This window comes from Paenibacillus senegalensis JC66 (assembly GCF_000285515.1).
GTDB lineage: Bacteria > Bacillota > Bacilli > Paenibacillales > NBRC-103111 > Paenibacillus_L > Paenibacillus_L senegalensis.
The window spans coordinates 37,932-56,234 of record NZ_HE610962.1 but is presented as its reverse complement, the minus strand read 5'-3'; the positions used below and the strand labels follow the sequence as shown (position 1 = coordinate 56,234).

General features: G+C 49.1%; 17 protein-coding genes. 11 read left to right on the top strand and 6 right to left on the bottom strand.

Annotated elements, in window-relative coordinates:
* Positions 1-22: 22 nt before the first annotated feature.
* Both PSHG_RS21295 and PSHG_RS21290 read left to right on the top strand, forming a co-directional pair.
* Positions 23-880 carry an SDR family oxidoreductase gene (locus tag PSHG_RS21295; RefSeq protein WP_010277446.1) on the top strand — a complete coding sequence of 286 codons (858 nt, stop codon included), beginning with the start codon at positions 23-25 and terminating at the stop codon, positions 878-880.
* A 136-nt stretch (positions 881-1,016) separates the two neighbouring features.
* Positions 1,017-1,823: a zinc ribbon domain-containing protein gene (locus PSHG_RS21290; RefSeq protein ID WP_010277444.1), complete on the top strand. Its 807-nt coding sequence runs from the start codon at positions 1,017-1,019 to the stop codon at positions 1,821-1,823.
* Positions 1,824-2,990: 1,167 nt separating this feature from the next.
* Here PSHG_RS21290 and PSHG_RS21280 read toward each other — a convergent pair.
* Positions 2,991-4,007 carry a S66 family peptidase gene (locus tag PSHG_RS21280; RefSeq protein ID WP_010277442.1) on the bottom strand — a complete coding sequence of 339 codons (1,017 nt, stop codon included), beginning with the start codon at positions 4,005-4,007 and terminating at the stop codon, positions 2,991-2,993.
* A gap of 498 nt (positions 4,008-4,505) precedes the next feature.
* On the opposite strand from PSHG_RS21280, the gene PSHG_RS21275 reads away from it, so the two are divergent.
* Both PSHG_RS21275 and PSHG_RS29605 read left to right on the top strand, forming a co-directional pair.
* Positions 4,506-5,084, top strand: a complete 579-nt coding sequence (locus PSHG_RS21275; RefSeq protein ID WP_042122575.1) for a ribonuclease H-like YkuK family protein — start codon at positions 4,506-4,508, stop codon at positions 5,082-5,084.
* 238 nt (positions 5,085-5,322) lie between these two features.
* Positions 5,323-6,591 carry a copper amine oxidase N-terminal domain-containing protein gene (locus PSHG_RS29605; RefSeq protein ID WP_010277440.1) on the top strand — a complete coding sequence of 423 codons (1,269 nt, stop codon included), beginning with the start codon at positions 5,323-5,325 and terminating at the stop codon, positions 6,589-6,591.
* A gap of 197 nt (positions 6,592-6,788) precedes the next feature.
* Here the strand turns inward: PSHG_RS29605 and PSHG_RS21265 are convergent, their stop codons facing one another.
* Positions 6,789-7,031 (bottom strand): LSm family protein, encoded by a 243-nt coding sequence (locus PSHG_RS21265; protein WP_010277439.1) that lies wholly within the window; start codon positions 7,029-7,031, stop codon positions 6,789-6,791.
* Between the two features lie 143 nt (positions 7,032-7,174).
* On the opposite strand from PSHG_RS21265, the gene fni reads away from it, so the two are divergent.
* The 3 genes from fni (at position 7,175) to PSHG_RS21250 (ending at position 9,777) form a co-directional block, all read left to right on the top strand.
* Complete coding sequence (gene fni / locus PSHG_RS21260) at positions 7,175-8,212, top strand: type 2 isopentenyl-diphosphate Delta-isomerase (RefSeq protein ID WP_010277438.1); 1,038 nt, start codon at positions 7,175-7,177, stop codon at positions 8,210-8,212.
* Positions 8,213-8,223: 11 nt separating this feature from the next.
* Positions 8,224-8,508, top strand: a complete 285-nt coding sequence (locus PSHG_RS21255) for a DUF1294 domain-containing protein (RefSeq protein WP_010277436.1) — start codon at positions 8,224-8,226, stop codon at positions 8,506-8,508.
* A gap of 63 nt (positions 8,509-8,571) precedes the next feature.
* The gene (locus PSHG_RS21250) at positions 8,572-9,777 is read left to right on the top strand and encodes an MFS transporter (RefSeq protein WP_187373806.1); all 1,206 of its coding nucleotides are present in this window, start codon (positions 8,572-8,574) and stop codon (positions 9,775-9,777) included.
* Positions 9,778-9,830: 53 nt separating this feature from the next.
* Here PSHG_RS21250 and PSHG_RS21245 read toward each other — a convergent pair whose 3' ends face one another.
* The 3 genes from PSHG_RS21245 to trhA form a co-directional block, all read right to left on the bottom strand.
* Entirely contained in the window at positions 9,831-10,901 is a 1,071-nt protein-coding gene (locus tag PSHG_RS21245) for an undecaprenyldiphospho-muramoylpentapeptide beta-N-acetylglucosaminyltransferase (protein ID WP_026021526.1), read from the bottom strand.
* Positions 10,902-10,939: 38 nt separating this feature from the next.
* Positions 10,940-11,662, bottom strand: coding sequence for a PIG-L deacetylase family protein (locus PSHG_RS21240; RefSeq protein WP_010277431.1), 723 nt, complete (start codon positions 11,660-11,662; stop codon positions 10,940-10,942).
* A 134-nt stretch (positions 11,663-11,796) separates the two neighbouring features.
* Entirely contained in the window at positions 11,797-12,420 is a 624-nt protein-coding gene (trhA, locus tag PSHG_RS21235) for a PAQR family membrane homeostasis protein TrhA (protein ID WP_010277429.1), read from the bottom strand.
* A gap of 165 nt (positions 12,421-12,585) precedes the next feature.
* Here trhA and PSHG_RS28575 point away from each other — a divergent pair, with 165 nt between their 5' ends.
* The 4 genes from PSHG_RS28575 to htpG all read left to right on the top strand — a co-directional run bounded on the left by PSHG_RS28575 (position 12,586) and on the right by htpG (position 17,032).
* Entirely contained in the window at positions 12,586-13,665 is a 1,080-nt protein-coding gene (locus PSHG_RS28575; RefSeq protein WP_010277427.1) for an acyltransferase, read from the top strand.
* Positions 13,666-13,746: 81 nt separating this feature from the next.
* The gene (gene yyaC, locus PSHG_RS28570) at positions 13,747-14,469 is read left to right on the top strand and encodes a spore protease YyaC (protein ID WP_010277425.1); all 723 of its coding nucleotides are present in this window, start codon (positions 13,747-13,749) and stop codon (positions 14,467-14,469) included.
* A gap of 145 nt (positions 14,470-14,614) precedes the next feature.
* The gene (locus PSHG_RS21220; protein WP_010277423.1) at positions 14,615-14,914 is read left to right on the top strand and encodes a hypothetical protein; all 300 of its coding nucleotides are present in this window, start codon (positions 14,615-14,617) and stop codon (positions 14,912-14,914) included.
* A 240-nt stretch (positions 14,915-15,154) separates the two neighbouring features.
* Positions 15,155-17,032, top strand: a complete 1,878-nt coding sequence (gene htpG / locus PSHG_RS21215) for a molecular chaperone HtpG (protein WP_010277420.1) — start codon at positions 15,155-15,157, stop codon at positions 17,030-17,032.
* 370 nt (positions 17,033-17,402) lie between these two features.
* On the opposite strand, the gene PSHG_RS28565 is transcribed toward htpG, so the two are convergent.
* A partial coding sequence (locus PSHG_RS28565) for an NAD(P)H-hydrate dehydratase (RefSeq protein WP_010277419.1) occupies positions 17,403-18,303 on the bottom strand: 901 nt, incomplete at its 5' end.

The window sequence follows — 18,303 nt, the reverse complement described above, 5'->3', positions numbered from 1 at the left end:
AACAGTAAGGAGGGCAACCATGATGCATAAGCGGGATGAGCCGCGAAAGGGAGTCGCGCTGGTTACCGGAAGCTCCAGCGGCTTCGGGCTGCAAACGGTAATCGCTCTGGCAAGCAAAGGCTATGAAGTAGCTGCGACGATGCGCAATCTGGGTGCGAAGGCTGAATTGCTGCAAGAAGCTCAGTCCAGGGGGCTGGCTGAGCGTGTACACTGTTACCAGCTGGATGTAACCGACACAGCCGCGATGAAGCCGGTAGTCGAACAGGTAGAGCGGCAGCTGGGCCCCCTCGATGTACTGGTCAATAATGCCGGATACGCTGCAGGAGGAAGCGTTGAGGATGTCCCGATGAGCGAGTGGCGGGCACAATTTGAAACGAATGTGTTTGGCGTGATGGAGCTGACCAAGCTTGTCGTTCCCTCCATGCGGGAAAGAGGGCGGGGCATGATTATTAACGTAAGCAGCGTTAGTGGAAGAATTGGTTTTCCCGGTTACGGTCCATATGCAGCCTCCAAATTCGCGCTGGAAGGCTTTAGCGAAGCTCTCCGCTTGGAACTGCTCCCTTTCGGCGTTTACGTTGTGCTCCTGGAGCCTGGAGCTTATCGAACAGCTATCTGGCAAAAGGGGTTCGACCGGATTTTTACCCGGGAGGGGTCCCCGTATCAAGCTATGATGAATTCCATACTGCAATATTCCCGCAGTATGGCGGAACAAGCCCCGCATCCTTCCGAAGTAGCGGAGAAAATCGCCGAATTGGCGGAAGCTTCCTACCCCCGCCTGCGCTACCCTATGGGGAAGGGCTCGCGGATGCTGTTATTTCTAAGACAAATTGTACCTTGGAAATGGTATGAAAACACACTTCACAGGCTGATCAAAAAGTGAAGTTGGTTCGAGAGTAGGACTTCTTGTCTTTGATAGCGAATAGACTTAACAATACAGGCAGCTGTAAGGCTTGTGTAATCATTAATAATACAGCCTTGCAAATAAAATTTTCAAACGAGAGGATGATGGAAGCACAATGGTTACATGTTCCAATTGTCAGCAATTAAATGAGGATCACAACACGGTTTGTATACATTGCGGTCATGCATTAAAGGATGAGGCAGCGGCAACGGTGGAAACGGTTAGTCCACAGGAATCTAAACTTAATCCTGAACAGGGCGGGCCAACTCCCGGAGCCGGAGCGGCGGGGTTCTCCAAGGAGAAATGGGATCCTTATTTGCAAAAAGGAAAGGTGGTCGCAAACGACTATTGGAGTTATTTCATAAACAAATGGAAGTCCCCCGTTATGAATGGGCTTGTGATGAAGCCGGAGCAATGGATTAACGGGCTGATCACATTAATCGGATTCATTTTATTTTTCAGCTTATACACCGTTGTTGTCATGCGTGGAATCCGCATAGGTATGTTTGGCGGAAGCTCGGGCTTCAGCGTTTTCTTCTCGACGCTATTACATACAACGCTGCTTGTCAGCGTAACACTTGCGATGCTGTGGGTTGCGGTCAAATTTTTTATACGCAAGGAAGTCAGCTTTAAGGAAGTGTTGGTCCGCTACAGTTCATTAACCGTAATTCCGGCAAGTCTGACGGCAGCTGCATTCCTGCTGGCGTTGCTTACTCTAATACAGCTGTCATCCCTGGTGCTCTTATTCGTCTTGATTGGTTGGCTGACTGCAGTCACTCTAACTGTCTATTCCTATTACAAAGAAACAGCCAAGCCAGGTATGGACCCGATGTACAGCTTGTTCATCGTATTTGGCGCGATCGGATTATATGTTTATCTGTTTGGCGACTCCATGGTCGGATCACTACTTGGATTTCTATAAACGAAATGAATAGCAAGCTCCTGAGCCCCCTCCTTGACCGTAATTGGAGGCACTGTTCTCTGTCAAGTAAAAAGAGCGTCAAGTAGCCCCAACAAGTAAAGAGAGCGTGTCCAGCAAGTAAAAAGAGCGTCAAGTAGCCCCAGCGAGTAAAGAGACCGTGTCCACCAAGTAAGAGACCGTGTCCACCAAGTAAGAGACCGTGTCCAACGAGTAAAAAGAGCGTCAAGTAGCCCCAACAAGTAAAGAGAGCGTGCCCTGCCAGGTAAAGAGAGCGTGCCCTGCCAGGTAAAGGTGTCACAATAAAACACCCAAGAATGTTGATTTGACAGCATTCTTGGGTGTTGACTTTTTAAGCTGTCGTACTAAAAAGCTGCATTTCGGACAGGCTCCTGTTTTAGTATGCAATCATTCGCATACATTCGTCTTCACCGGCAACCACAAGGGAAATGTATGCGGAAAACCGTATATATTTCGTCTTAGCGATCCCTCCTGGCGGCAATATATACGAAAATGTAGGCAAACCGTCATGCCGTTGAATTCCCAGGCGCAACTCCAGCATGAAAAATAGCCAGGATTGGCGGGGTTCGCGGGCTGCGCGGGCTTGTTGGCTGCGTTTTGTACGAAATGTCGTACAAATGTATGGGGTTGAAGTGCGATTTCCGGAGATTTGTATGAAACGTCGTACAAATGTAGGGGGTTAAGGGCCTGCAGCCATCTTTTTATATGACAAATCGTACAAATACAAGGGATTGAAGGGGGATTACCCAATATTTGTATGACAAATCGTACAAATACCGGGGTATAAGAGTTGAGTCCGTACATTTGCCGGGTTTAAAGGAGCTGCAGCCATTGTTTCATACGAAATTTCGTAAAAGTTATAACAAGGTTATGAATTGAGGTACGATTACCCGAGACTGCTCATCATGCGGGGCGTTTTATTTTCACAGAAAAATCGCATAGAATGAGCCGGAACTGGGGAACCCTCGAAATGATGCGGAAAACCGTATACATTTCGCCTTAGCCTACCCCCGGCGGCAATGTATACGGAAAATCGATGGAATGAGCTGAAACCCGGGCCGAAATCCAGACCGAAACCTGAGCCGAAATCCGGACCGAAACCTGAGCCGAAACCCGGGGGCCAGCTGCGATTTTTTGAGGATCGGGTAATTATAGACTAAAAGATTGCTTTACGGTACCTTTGCCATCTCCTACTGCAATCTCAGCATATGCCCCGTTTATAAAAGTGATTTGTGGTGGAACATGACCACAATCAATATCGTAGATTATTGGAACCTGCAATTCCTCAAATAGCTCTTTGTAAATATCCTCTACTGTATAATTGTCAACAGGTTGATTTGCACCGCTTCTTCCGAACAGAATACCTGAACAATTATCAAACCAACCCGCTAACTTCATCTGAACCAACGATCTGCGTAAATCAGTTGTCGATAATTCGCAATTCTCTAAATACCATAATATGGGGTCGTTATTTACAAGATTCTTTTGAAAATAGGGTACATCGCCAAACGGTGTGCCAATTAAATGTCTTATCACGTCGATACATCCGCCGAGTAAGCGACCGTGTATTTTAACATCAGTATCTTGAATAGCCTTCCAATATGTTTGTTCTGTTAAATGAAAGACACATGGCGTAGGATCAGAGTGTTTCCATTCCTTTTGATATTTCTCCGATGAATATTGGAGGATTGATTCGCCAGTTTTAGTTGATAAGACAGATTGCCACATTGCAGTTGTGTTGTCTGAAAAATCTCCGCGTAAATCAATAAGATTTGGACCATGTGCAGTTGCAATTCCTGTTTTTAATGTTACTGCTAGCAATAAAACACTTGTATCCGAATAACCTAATATCCACTTACTCTTAAAATTATCAAAATGAAGGTATTCAAGGATTTCGATTAAAAGTTCGCCACCCCAAGGCGGGATGATTAAACCAATCTGGTCATCACACATCATTTTATTCAATTCAATAGCACGTATTTGGGCTGGAGAAGATTTTGCTTTGTTTTGAGTCCAAATTGTTTCTCCATCCATAACGTGGAATCCTTCCGTCTCCATACGTTTGAAGGAAAGCTTGAGCATATCGTGTAATTCGGCCTTCACCCCTGAAGAGGGTGCGGTTACACCAATTGTTGTTCCTTTTTTCAAAAACGGATATCGGATCATCTGAATCAGCCTTTCCTAATTTGAGCTATTATATTGTAAAAATTTGTGTGATGCAATATCTTTCTGCGTATCGTCAATTCAAATGCTTTTCACCTCAAAGGGTACATGAATGATACATGAAGGGTACATGGAGGGAGAATTTCGAAGGTTGTCGATAATTGGTACATGGAGGGGGAGATTACGAGACAGAAAGATTTTTCTGAAAATTAAAATAAATAATTGACCTGAATCGTTTGGACATGTTAAGATATTCCCCTACCTCTTGCGTGTATGGGAAGGGTCTTGAAGGTGAGCACGAAGCAAACAGGCGCTTTATGACTTGATAACAAGCGCAAGCGCTTATGACTTGACAACAATTGGATAAACTAGATCCAGAGATAAACTAGATCCAGAACCGCATTTAGCTCATATACTGATGGATATCGTTCATTGGCCTGAAGGACAAAGCTATACAATTCAATCTTAGGGAAGGGCGAGTGTACACGTACAGGTGATAACATGACAATTAATCCACGATTTCCCTCACGTGAGGAAATGAGGTTTCAGAATGTGTCGGAGAGCGGGTTTTCCTTGGAGCAGGTTTTCAGGCGTATTCTCCGCTTCATTTCCCAGCATCCTCAATATGCTTACCATTTTGTGATAGGTACCGATAGCCAGGTCCATAAGGGCTGCACGATGTTTGTCACGGGTATTGTAATCCACCGGCTTGGCAAAGGAGCATGGGCGTGTTACCGCGAGGTGGTCATTCCCCGGGAGCTGACATCGATTAAAGAGAAGCTGTCCATGGAGACGACGTTATCCCAAGAAGTAGCCAGTTATTTTACGGAAGAAGAGTTTTATAAAATGGAAGAGCCGCTGCTGCCGTATGTGTATAAAGGCGCGTCACTGGAAACCTTCATCGATATTGATGCAGGGACAATACCCGTCATTAACAAAACGGCGCAGTATGTACAAGAGATGGTTGAGCGGGTCAATGCGATGGGAACTTACGAAGCCAGAGTCAAGCCTGATGCTTATGCCGCCTCGTCTTATGCCAATCGGTACACCAAGAAGGGGATTCGAGAGGTGCATCCTTAATATCCAGTCAGATTGTGAAAGCTGCGTTTCCAAGCCTGTCCTTCGTGCAGACTCTGTACACTTGGAGGACAGGGCTTTTTTGTGTTTCCCAACCGGTCGTATTCGCTGAAAAACTATAAATTTTGACAAAAAATAAGGAAATTCAGCAACCAAATGAATATTTGTTTCGTTTTATACTAATAAAAGGAAGTAAGAGCTGGATTGCGTGTCAAGCTTGTCTAATAAGGAGAATTCAAAAGTGAAGCTGATTATAACAAACAAATCATTGTTAACGTTTCTGGCCGCTTTTGTTGTTCTGTTTGGGGCTACTTTGCCGGTTCACGCTGAAGTCCCGGAGATTAACACGGCGTTTGTCAAACAGGTGGAGCAGGTCTATGACCAGTTAGAGAAGCAGTATAAAAACTTGTACGAGAACGATCTTCGGCAAGCGGTCGATGATTTTGACCGATTTATGGCTATCTCGGCATCTGAGCGCTCATACTTCGAGAATGTGCTAAAAGAGGACAAACAATATTTGGTCAATCTGTTGCAGGAGGATTACCGTTCTCTGAATGATATCTGGAGCAGCCAGCCTCTGTACAAGCCCAGGCTGACGGAATATTCGAAGCATGTGATGACGAATTCAGCTAACGGGACGTTAAAAGCTTATTTGAATCAAATAGATAAAACCTACACGACCGGTTTGTATTGGAAATACCATAATGAAATCGATCCGGCCTATTCGACGAGTCTCATGTGGAAGTATAAAAATCAAGTCAACCCGAATTACGCTACAGGGGCGATGAACCGGTATGCCAGCATGCTGGACACCAAGGATCGTCAAAGCGTATTGGGTAAACTGCGTTACGAGATCGACATAGAAGCCGAGCAGAGCACGATGTGGAAATACAGCCAGGGACAGCTTAGCGTGATTGAGGCGAAATCCCGCATGGACAACTTGTTCGTTAATGGAACGAAGCAGCTGCAGACGACACGTGATATCGCCATATCCTTACTGAAGAATGTCCGCCAGGACACTGTCGAGGGAATTACGAAGCTGCGGGATGATACCGCCCGTGACCTGATCCGCTTGCGCCAGGACACATTGGAAAAAATATTGCGGGAGAGAGAAATACAATTTGGAAGCCGGATCGAGGCTGCGTCTCTCAGCATTTCTTTCGATCCGATTCATGTGCTTGTTAACAATAAGCTCCTTCAGCTTGAACCTTCACCGATGCTGGTGGAGGGGAATACTCTCGTTCCTTTGCGAGCAATTGCCGAGAGGCTTGGTGCCAAAGTAACCTGGAATCAGGAAGAGCAGTCCGTTACATTAAGCGGCAAAAACACGGACATTTACCTGCAGATTGGCAGCCGCCAAGCTTGGGTTAATGGTGCGGCGGTTGAACTGGAAGCTGCCCCGCAATTAATCGACTGGGTAACAATGGTTCCGGTACGTTTTGTCAGCGAGTCGTTTGATGCGGATGTTAAGTGGGACTCCCTGATGCGGACTGTAATCATAACCCGGTAAATAGCGGGCGCCCTACAGCTTTTGCGGCTGAAGGCGCCTTTTTTAACATAATAGGAATCTATAAGTTTTTCGAGGCCTCCCGCAAAGCACCTGATTAAGCTTCGAAGCCAAGGCCCACTTTGCGGGGTTATTTTGCCTAGCAGAGCCGACAAGCGGATAACTGCTCCGCTCTGGCGGCTCTCTTATCTGTCAACGGACTAATTCAGCAAAGTAATTGTTAATAAATTGAACAAGACGAGCGGAAGTACGGTTTGATTAAAGAACGGGTTATACGCCCCAGGGAAAAAAGCGCGGCTTTGCTCCTGGTCCAGACGTAAATAAACGTAATGGTCATCTACATGAACAATATGTCCTTCGTAGGTTTCGCCAAGCCGGGTTTCAACACGCACCTTCCGGTTCATGCAAGTTTTGCAAACCGCTTGCCAGTAGTTCGGGGTCATTCTTGGTTCCTCCTCATTAATCAGCCTAGAATAGCGTATGTGCGAATGCCCGTTATAGCCTGGGTGAATAACTAGTTGGAAGCGTGTGAGAGCGCCCAATTTTGTGCTACACTGTATAGTAGACAAGGGAGGACGGGAATTAAATGAAATCCGCGAGCCATCTGACTGAACGAAGAAAAGCTGAACATATTGATATTTGCCTCCATCGCGATGTAGCCTCCCAAGGAGTGACGACTGGGATGGAGAATTACCGCTTCAGGCACTCTGCATTGCCGGAGCTGGATTTTTCAGAGATCCGTCTGGATACGGAATTTTTAAGCAAGCCGCTGCGCGCCCCGCTGATGGTGAGCTCCATGACCGGAGGCACCCAGGGGGCCGCCAGCATTAACCGGACTATTGCGCAGGCCGCCGAACGGAGGGGATGGGCGATGGGTATTGGTTCGGTTCGTGCAGCTATAGAGGCAGAAGAACTGACGGGTACCTTTCGGGTACGGGATCTTGCCCCGACAATTCCCGTGATCTCGAATCTCGGGGCTGTGCAATTGAACTATGGCTATGGTGTTGATCACTGCCGCCGTGCGGTAGAGCTAGCGGAAGCGGACGGTCTTGTGCTTCATCTGAACAGCCTGCAGGAAGTATTTCAACCGGAGGGGAATACCAACTTCAAAGATCTGCTCAAACGAATTGAAGAGGTATGCCGCGCTCTAACCGTTCCTGTCGGAATTAAGGAAGTAGGCTGGGGCATTAGCGGTGAAGTCGCCGCACAATTGTTTGAAGCTGGGGCTGCCTTTGTAGACGTAGCCGGAGCAGGGGGCACCTCCTGGAGCCAGGTGGAGATGCACCGCGCCCGCGATCAAGTCAAAGCAGCAGCGGCCCATGCTTTCGCAGGCTGGGGGCTGCCTACGGCGGATTGTATTGTGGAAGTAAGAGCCCGGCACCCCAGGCAGACGATTATCGCCAGCGGGGGCCTGCATAATGGTGTGGATGCCGCTAAATCTCTTGCTCTCGGCGCCGATCTGGCAGCGTTCGGGCGCTCAGTGCTGGCTTCTGCTGTCGCAGCCGAGGAGAGCCTAAATCAGCTAATGGAGCAGTTAGAACTGGAGCTGCGTATTGCGATGTTTGGGGTTGGCGCCGCGAACCTGAAGCAATTGCAGAAGGGCGGCTATTTACAAAGAATCTGAGGGGGAAGGTCATGGAGTGGCTCGTCTTAGCTTATCTGGGAGTAATGAATTTGGCTGCGCTGTGGATGATGGGGGCAGATAAATCGAGAGCAAGACAGAAGCGGCGCAGAATTTCGGAGAAAAGGCTGCTGTGGACAGGGGCTCTTGGCGGTTCGCTAGGTCTTGGACTCGGCATGCGCATTTTCCATCATAAGACGAGACATGCCGCATTCCAATGGGGAGTCCCCTTCCTGATCGTCCTGCACTTTGTCCTGATCTATTATTTGTTTGTAGGCATCTGGGATTATGGCCGCTAGGTTGCGATTTCGGCAGATCTCGATTGATTGCTTATCCTCGAAGCACAGAAAGGATTAACCGTTTTGAATACAACGCATACCCCTACTGGACGTTCACTGCAGTTTCTCAAATGGTATCAATTCTTCCAGTTTGGCGCATTATCCATTGTATTTGTCTACTTTCCGCTTTACTTTTCCGAAATGGGGTTAAACAAGCTGGAGGTCGGAATGATTATGGCTGGCGGCCCTCTTGTTTCGATTATAGCCAACCCGGTCTGGGGATTCTTCAGCGATCGCAGTCAAAATATTAGGAGAACAATTGTGATTCTTCTGCTGGGCAATTTTATAATTGCCCAGCTTATCTTTAATCTGAATACGTTCACCTTGCTGTTTACGTGCATGCTTTTCTTCTTCTTTTTCTTTAGCCCGCTGACCGCACAGAGCAACAGTTTAATTCTCAATTCGATTGAGGGCACCCGACACAAATTCGGGGCATTCCGCTTGTGGGGGTCGTTGGGCTATGCGCTTATCGCTCTCACAGCCGGCGCATGGATTCATCTGACAGGGACAGGCCGGCTCTGGCTGATTTATTCCTTGCTGCTGCTATTCTCGCTGTTGTTTACAATCGGGATTCCCCGCGGCAGACTGACCAATTTAGCGACAGGATCACCGGCTGCTGGCGGTAAATATGGCAGCTTATATAAAGACAAAGTATTTATGCTTTTTATAGGCCTTGGCATCCTTATCTCTGTCCCTAATTCTATGAACAACACATTTGTGTCCATCTATATTCAGGAGCTGGGCGGAACGGGAATGTCCGTGGGCTTGTCTGCCTTTTTATCGTCATTTTTTGAAATTCCGGTATTTTTGCTGATGGATCGGATTATCCGCCCCAATACGCGGTTTATGCTGATCGGGCTTGCTTTTGTAAGCTTGCTGTTTTCCGTCAGGTGGCTGTTGATGGCAGGGGCAGCGGAGCCTGTTCATATCTTGCTCATTCAAATCATGCACTGTATTACCTTCGGTGCTTACTACTACTTGGGCACTACGCTGACAGCACGTATGGTAGACAGCCGCTATCGCGCGTCCGGACAGGCTTTGTTCGCCCTGACCTGGGCAGGAGTATCGGGAGTTGCGGCTGGCTTCGCCGGAGGATGGATTTATGAAACGCTAGGCGCTGCCACTATGTATATGATCAGCGCATCGGTGGCGCTGTGCGGAGCATTGGGCTTCGTTATCCTTGTAGGGATAAACAAAACGAGACAGGAGCAAAGGACAGAGGAAGCTTAAGCGGAATAATGAAAAGAGCTCATGCCGGACTTGATCCGGGCATGAGCAGAAAATTATAGTTTTGCTTGTTCCTCTACTAACGCAATAATATGATCCACGCTGCTGCGCACATTGCTCTTTTTCATCGCAGAGACATAGCGGTCTCTGTCGCGGTAAACCTCCAGAACGGTGCTGGTCAGCCGTTCCGGAGTCAGCTGCTCTTCCTCCAGTACACGACTGTATCCTTTGGCAGCAAACGACTCGGCATTCAGAATCTGGTCTCCCCGGCTGGCTTGCCGCGATAAGGGAATGAGCAGCATCGGTTTATGCAGAGCCAGCAATTCAAAGATCGAATTGGAGCCAGCCCGGCAAACGACCACATCAGCGAGGGCCAGAACATCACGCATTTCCTCTTGAATGTATTCAAACTGCCGATACCCCTGCCGCCCATCCCAAGCGGGGTCGAGATTGCCTTTGCCGCACAAATGGACAATTTGGAAATGGGGGAGCAGCTGCTCCAAAGCATCCCGTACGTTCTGGTTAATCTTGACCGAGCCGAGGCTGCCCCCCATCACAAGCATAACAGGCTTGCTCGATACAAAATCGCATAGCTGCAGAGCTTTTTTGGCATTGCCTTGAAACAGCTCTTCCCTAATTGGCGGGCCGGTATGAACTGCTTTGTCGCCGGATACATGCTGCAAGCTTTCTTCAAACGTTACACACACCTTAGTTGCAAAAGGGATGGACAGCTTGTTTGCGAGCCCGGGAGTCATATCGGATTCATGAATGATGACAGGAACCCGGTTCATCCAGCCGCCAAGCACAACCGGCACAGAGACGAAGCCGCCCTTGGAGAAAATAAGATTAGGCTTTTGCTTGCGGATTAAGGTATAAGCTTTGAGCACTCCGTGGACCACTTTGAAAGGATCCTTAAAATTTTTCAAGTCAAAATACCGTCTTAACTTCCCCGAAGGAATGGGATGATACGGTGTCGTCCCCAAGCCTTCTATAATTTGCTTCTCGATGCCTGTCTCGGAGCCGACATACTCAATGGCCCAGCCTTTGCTGCGCAATTTATCCATAAGGGCAAGATTCGGCGTCACATGACCTGCCGAGCCGCCGCCCGTAAACATGATTTTTTTCAGCTTGATCCCCTCCGCGTGTCTTTCTGCTTAGTTAAACCTTATTGGGATGGCCGCGGTTTCATGAGTCCATCTGTGAAATAGGTTTCGTTACTGGCGGGCCAATGCCTGCCGCGTTCCCAAGCGAGCACAAAGCCTTCTTTTTGCAGTGCAGGATGGGCGCTGTCTGGTGATTCGAGATCGCCAAACACCCTGCTGACCGACCCGATCTGGGTTTCATGAGCCTTGAGCGCCTCAGCTTTACGCTTCCAATCTTCGGCGCTAGGTTCGAATATAACGGAAGGCAGCCTGCCCTGCTTAAGCAGTTCTTCGCTTGCCGTATAATACAGCTTCTGCACGCTGGGGCAAAGTCCGGACAATACTGCCTCGGTGGCTGCACGGTAAATGGCAACATGATCGGGATGTCCGTAAATGCCATCCTCAGGGAAGGTGAGAACAACGGCTGCTTGATGATCATTGATGAACTGCGCCACTTCCCGGGTCAACTGCCCGAGCGGAACAGCGAAGAGCTTGCCGTCATTATAGTTAAGATGGCGAATGTCGCTGAAGCCCAATAGTCTCCCAGCCCGTTCGAGCTCCTGCTTTCTTCTTTGCCCAAGCTCCTCGGGAGTTAACGGCGCGTATGGCCCGGCTTTGCCGGCATCGCCCGGCGTTGCCGTCAGCAGCACAAACTTGTCGCCTCTTCTTCCCATCTCCAGAATGGCAAGGGAGGCGCCAAAGGTTTCGTCATCCGGGTGGGCGTAGATGCCTGCTATGGTCGTCACAATCGCTATAGCTCCTTTACATCAATCTCGTTCTATTATAACCTCATTTAAGAGCATAACAAAACGGCATTTCCGTTGGAATGGAATTGCCGCTTTAACTTGAAGTTATATAAATGTTCGAGCAGTGGAAGCTGTTAAACATAATAATAAATGGAGATAAAATGAGCTACACTGCCTGCAAGGACAAAGACATGCCATATGGCATGAGAATAGGGGAGCTTTTTGGCTACATAGAAAAGGGAACCGAGCGTGTACAAGAGTCCCCCGATAATCAGCCAAAGCAGTCCATTTAAAGCGAGGTTCTGCGATAGGGGGACAATAACGATAATGACAGCCCAGCCCATTAGCAAGTAGAATAGGGTAGACAGCCGGGCAAACCATTTCAGGCAGAAAATTTTCATCACAATTCCGAAGACAGCAAGCAGCCAGACAAAGCCTAGAACCGTCCAGCCCAGCCAGCCGTTAAGCGTAACGAGCATGTAAGGAGTATAGGTTCCGGCTATCAGCAAATAAATGGCCGAGTGATCAAGTGTACGCAATACCTTCTTCCAGTTAACCCGGGAAATGGCGTGCAGCAAGGTCGAAGCCAAATACAAGAGAACCAGTGTAACTCCGTAAATGGTAAAGCTGATCATTCTTGGCCATTCTCCGGAATGAGACGGATGAATAATGAGAAGCACTAGAGCCGCAATGCTGCACAGCACTCCGATACCATGGGTTATCGTATTCGCGGCCTCTTCCTTCCAGGTGTTCATCATAGAGAACAAGCCTCCCTTCTTACTATCTAATATACACCAGTGTATGGGCGAATGACACGGTTGGTCACTGCAGCAAGTCTGTCCGGCACGAGCGGACGAGTTTAATTTTTCCGGAGCCGGCAGCCTGTCCAAGCTTTCGCTTATTAAAGGAGAACTGAACGAATCATGAGTGTGCCAAAGAATATGCCCAAAACAAGATTACAGGAATTAGAGCTTGTCCGAGCGATTGCCATTCTCGGTGTTCTAATTATCCACATCACGGCCCAAGGCACGGTGGAAATTCCGCTTGGCAGCCGCTCTCAAATCATCTATCTGGTCATTAACAAGCTTAGCAATTTCGCCGTACCAGTTTTTGTGATGATTAGCGCGATGGTGCTGTTTTACCGTTATGCCGGTCAATGGAGCGGCAAAGCGGCAGCTGGTTTTTACGCCAAACGGATCAAATTTATTGTTATTCCCTATCTGCTATGGGCGTTCTTCTACTATATTTTTTACCAATGGCTGCCTGCCCAAACATGGTCTGGGGTGAATATCGACTGGCTCCGGTTTGGGGAAGCTTTGCGCTGGGGGCAAACGGCTTATCATCTTTACTTTATTATTTTAATTTTACAATTTTATTTGCTCTTCCCGCTATGGATGACTGCTGTGGAAAAATGGCCCTGGTTTCGCCGTCACTTTGTAAAGCTCGCCATCGGATTTCAAATAGCGTTCTATGTTTATCAATTATGGGCGGGACCATTCGAACGGCCTGCCACCTTATTTGGCACTTATACCGGCCTGTTTGCCATTGGTGCCGCCATCGGCTTAAATTATGAGTCGTTCCGGCGTTCCATTCATCATATTTGGTGGGTACTAGTGATTGCGGGTCTCAGCGGCTACTCTTATGCGCTCGTGTTCGTAGCCCGCCAGTTTTCCGTAGATTTTGGCCCGATTGCGTTGGAAGTGCTGCTCAATGTGTACTCCTGTACTATCTTTATGGCTTTGCTGTGGATCGCATATCGGCTATTGCAGGATGCTCCGCGGTTCTCTGTATGGTTATCCTCGCTTGGTACGGCAGCATTCGGAATCTATTTTATGCACCCGGCGGTTTTGTCCTTTAGCCGCACAATGTGGTCTTATCCCGGAGGCTCGGCGGCTTACCACGGGTTTACCTTGGCGAGCGGCGCTGCGGCTATTTTGATTCCTTGGCTGCTTACGGTTTTATTGAAAAAATGGCGGGGCTCCTGGCTGATCATAGGCAAATAATTTACCGTCTTTCATTTTATGATCAGCAGGGTAAAGATAAGGGGAAAAGGCTGCCCGAAGAAAACAGAAAGGCGGGGGAATATGGCAGGTTCATTTATACGTAAAACGATAGGCGGAGAAAAGCTGAACCGGTTTTTCGAAGACATTAAAGATTCGGGGAGAGATGTGCGGCAGATTCTGTTTCTCTGCATTGGCACAGACCGTTCGGCAGGGGACAGCTTTGGCCCGATTGTCGGTACCCTGCTGGAGCAGGAAGGCTATCCTTATGTGCAGGGGACATTGCAGAGGCCGTGTGATGCCAATACGCTGCTGCATCATCTGCGTCATGTCCCGGAAGGCAAGACCGTTATTGCGATAGATGCCTGTTTGGGCCGCGATGCAGCCTCCGTCGGCAAGTTTCAGGTAAGCCATGGTCCTATTGAACCGGGTCAATCGATGGGAAGCCGGCTGCCCGGGGTAGGTGATTTCAGCATTGGCGGAATTGTCAACATCTACGAAGGCCAGCCTTACCGCATTCTGCAATCCACATCATTGTACCGGGTTTTAACGATGGCTAATCAATTGGTGAAGGCGGTTAAGCAGGCTTTTCCTTTATGCCCGGGCGAAGCTGCGGACGAACTGGAACGATCGGCAGAGCAAACTCTCGCAAGATTAGCATCTGCTTCTCTGGCTGCCATTGGAAGAGAGCCGCTGCCAGAGGAAGCAGCCCGTCATGCGGAAAATTCGGAGCTCATTCCAAAACCGCCGATTTCTCCTGCAGACTCCCTGCCGGATGCTCTAAATCTTAAACCTGGTGGACTTTAGAAAGCAACTATCCGCTCCTGTACTGTGTCGAAATTTTTATTAGATACCATTTACAAATTTCGCGAACATTTTTAACCAAGGCCGATTAAACTTGAAGTATCGGGGTTAAGTTTACACTACAGCAAGAAAAGGAGTGGATAGAAGTATGCAAAAAATCAATCATATTAACTACAGCACCGATCAACAAGAGGTTTACTGCTGCTTGCGCAACCGCGTAGTGCAGCTTAATGATGAGCATAAGCAGAATTACTGCGGAGGCTGTAAAATGTTTAACGGCTTTGCCGGCGGAGAAGGTGTTGAATGCCTCTGGGAAGATATTCGCAATGTTTCCAATCCGCACATCGTTATCGATCCGTATAAAGAATGGGCAAGCAATCAAAGCCGCAAGGTGGGCACACCGCCATCGTGGAACCACGGCGTTTTTATGGAGGCGACGTTACCTTGATACTCAGGTATACGCAAAAAACGATAATACCCCGTGTAGGGTGAACGAAAAACTGATTCCAGCTAATGGTATCAGTTTTTTTCATGGCATGCGCGCTATGCATTATGTTGACAGTAAAATTGAGAGTGTGGTATATAAAAGAAAGAATTAGCACTCGAGTCATATGAGTGCTAAACTTATGTAGAGCAGAATCGGCAAGCCCCGATTCTTAAAGATCAGGGATGAGAAAGGAGAACGGTTATGGCCAAGAAGCAGTTTAAGGCAGAATCTAAGCGATTGCTCGAGATGATGATTAACTCTATTTATACGCAAAAAGAAATTTTTCTGAGAGAGTTGATTTCCAACGCAAGCGATGCAATCGACAAAATTTATTACAAGGCATTATCCGATGAGCAAATGGTGTTTAACAAAGAGGACTACTATATTCAAATTTCGGTGGATGAAGCAAGCCGCACGTTAACTATTAGCGACACCGGAATCGGGATGACCGACAAGGAGCTGGAAACCAACCTCGGGGTTATTGCCAAGAGCGGCTCCCTTGCCTTCAAACAGGAAAATGAAGCGCAGGAAGACCATCATATTATTGGTCAGTTCGGGGTAGGCTTTTACTCCGCTTTCATGGTGGCAGACGAGGTTACCGTTACGAGCAGAGCGCTTGGAAGCGAAGAGGCCTATCAATGGTTTTCCAAAGGGGCGGACGGCTACACGATCAAGCCCGCGGAAAAAGCCGAAGTTGGTACGGACATCGTGCTCAAAATTAAAGAAAATACAGAAGATGAACAGTACGATGAATTTTTGCAGGAATACCGCTTAAAAGCCATCATCAAAAAGTATTCCGACTTCATCCGCTATCCGATCAAAATGGAAGTCAGTGTGCAAAAACCGAAAGAAGGCAGTGAGAACGAATTTGAAACGGTTCGTGAAGAGCAGACCATTAACAGCATGGTGCCGATTTGGCGCAGAAACAAAAACGAGCTGACCAAGGAAGATTACACCAATTTTTATAATGAAAAGCGCTACGGCTTCGACCAGCCATTGAAATATACCCATGTCCGTGCCGAAGGGGCTGTCGTCTATAATGCGATATTGTTCATTCCGGAGAGCACGCCTTTCGATTATTATACGAAGGAATACGAGAAGGGCCTGGAGCTGTATTCGAACGGCGTACTGATCATGGAAAAATGCGCGGACCTGCTCCCCGATTACTTCAGCTTTGTCAAGGGGATGGTGGATTCCGAGGACCTGTCCCTGAACATCTCCAGAGAGATGCTTCAGCATGACCGCCAGTTGAAACTGATTGCCAAGAACATTAAAAGCAAAATTAAAAGCATGCTGCAGGGTATGCTGAACAACGAGCGCGAAGATTATGAGAAGTTCTACAAAGCGTTTGGCCGCCAGCTTAAATACGGCGTGTACAGCGAATACGGCATGCACAAGGATGACCTGCAGGATCTGCTGCTGTTCTACTCATCCAAGGAGAAGAAGCTGGTCAGCTTGAGCGAATATGTCTCCCGGATGCCGGAAGAGCAGAAGTATATTTACTATGCCGCCGGTGAATCTATCGAGCGTATCGACAAGCTTCCGCAAACGGAAAGAGTAGCGGACAAAGGCTTTGAAATTCTATATTTCACCGAAGATATCGATGAATTCGCGATCAAGATGCTTCAGCAATATAAAGAAAAAGAATTCCGCTCCGTTTCCAGCGGGGACCTGGGCATTGAAGATGAAGCCGAGAACAAGGCATCCGAGGCTGAGGGCGACAACAAAGAGCTGCTGGAAAAAATGCAGACTCTGCTTGAGGGCAAGGTAAAGAGCGTGAAAGTATCCAAGCGCTTGAAAAGCCATCCGGTCTGTCTGTCGGCAGAAGGCGAGCTGTCCATCGAAATGGAGAAGGTGTTAAAAGCGATGCCCGACGGCGGCAACGTTCAGGCGGACAAAGTGCTGGAGATCAACGTGGAGCATGAGGTATTCCAATCGTTAAAAGCGGCTTACGCTTCAGACGAAGAAAAGTTCAAGCTTTACACGCATCTGCTCTACAATCAGGCGCTCTTGATCGAAGGTCTGCCTATTCAAGATCCGGTAGAGTTTACGAACGATATTTGTAAAGTCATGGTATAGTACTGAGATAAGGTTAAAAAAGAAGGGGCTGTTCTATAAGCCCTCTCCTTACAAGTAAAGGTTCATCGTCAAGCCGACCGATGCCGGGCCAAAATGAAACACCCAAGAATGTGATTTTACAGCATTCTTGGGTGTTGACTTTTAATGGTGGTACACTGAAATAGGTGCTGCCTAAAAAGCTGCTTTTCGGACAGGCCATTCCTCTTTACAGGGCTATCAGGGACAAATCTGTTCATCAATCCTTGTGTAATATCCTGCTACTGTCCCGTATCCCGTAACTAACCATCCAGCTTTAACGTTCCTGCCTCAACAACTTTGTTCTCTCGCTTTGCCTCAACAACCATTCCGTCTCATCAGGTCTTCTCCGCTCTTACAGGTGCGCGATTAAGTCGCTCGGCAGCACCGATGCCGCCGTCGCCCTCGCCGCCACTGCGCGGTCGCCTGCCGCTCCGTGCAGCCAGACGCCGAGCGCTGCGGCCTTGCCCGCGGGCAGCCCCTGCGCGAGCAGGCTGGCGATGACGCCTGCGAGCACATCGCCGGAGCCGCCTTTGGCCATCCCCGCATTGCCTGTCGTGTTAATATACACGACCCCGTCGGGATCGGCCACAACGGTGGCGGCGCCCTTGAGCACGAGCGTCACGCCGTGCTCCTGCGCGTAGCTGCGCGCCAGGCCGATGCGATCGCGCTGCACCTCGGCGATGCTGAGGCCGGCCAGCCGCGCCATCTCGCCGGGATGCGGCGTCAGCACCGCAGCGGCTTCGCGGCGCGGCCATTCGGCGAAGTCGCCGGCATCGGCCAGCATGTTGAGCGCATCGGCATCGAGCAGCAGCGGGCAGGGCGTGCCTTCCCAAATGGCACGCAGCCACTGCACGTCATCGCCGTAGCGGCCCATGCCGGGGCCTATTACCAGCGCATCGCGGCTTTGCGCCAGCGCGAGCACCTGCTCCGCAGACACCTCGGCCCAGTCGCCGTGGCCGGCATCCGGCAGGCCGGCGAGCATCGCTTCCGGCAGACGGCCGAGCAGGTGGCGTGCGAGGCTTGCCGGCACGGCCCACGTGACCAGCCCGCAGCCGGCGCGGAGAGCGGCGCTGGTGCACAGCAGGCCGGCGCCGCTCATCCGCTGGTTGCCAGCGGCGACCAATACGTGGCCGTAAGTGCCCTTGTGCGAGTCGCTGGGCCTCGCGCGCTGCGAATCGACGCCGAGCGCATCGGCGATCGAACGCTCCGTGAGCAGGAGAGTATTCACCTCCTGATCAGCGGCGAGCCGCTCG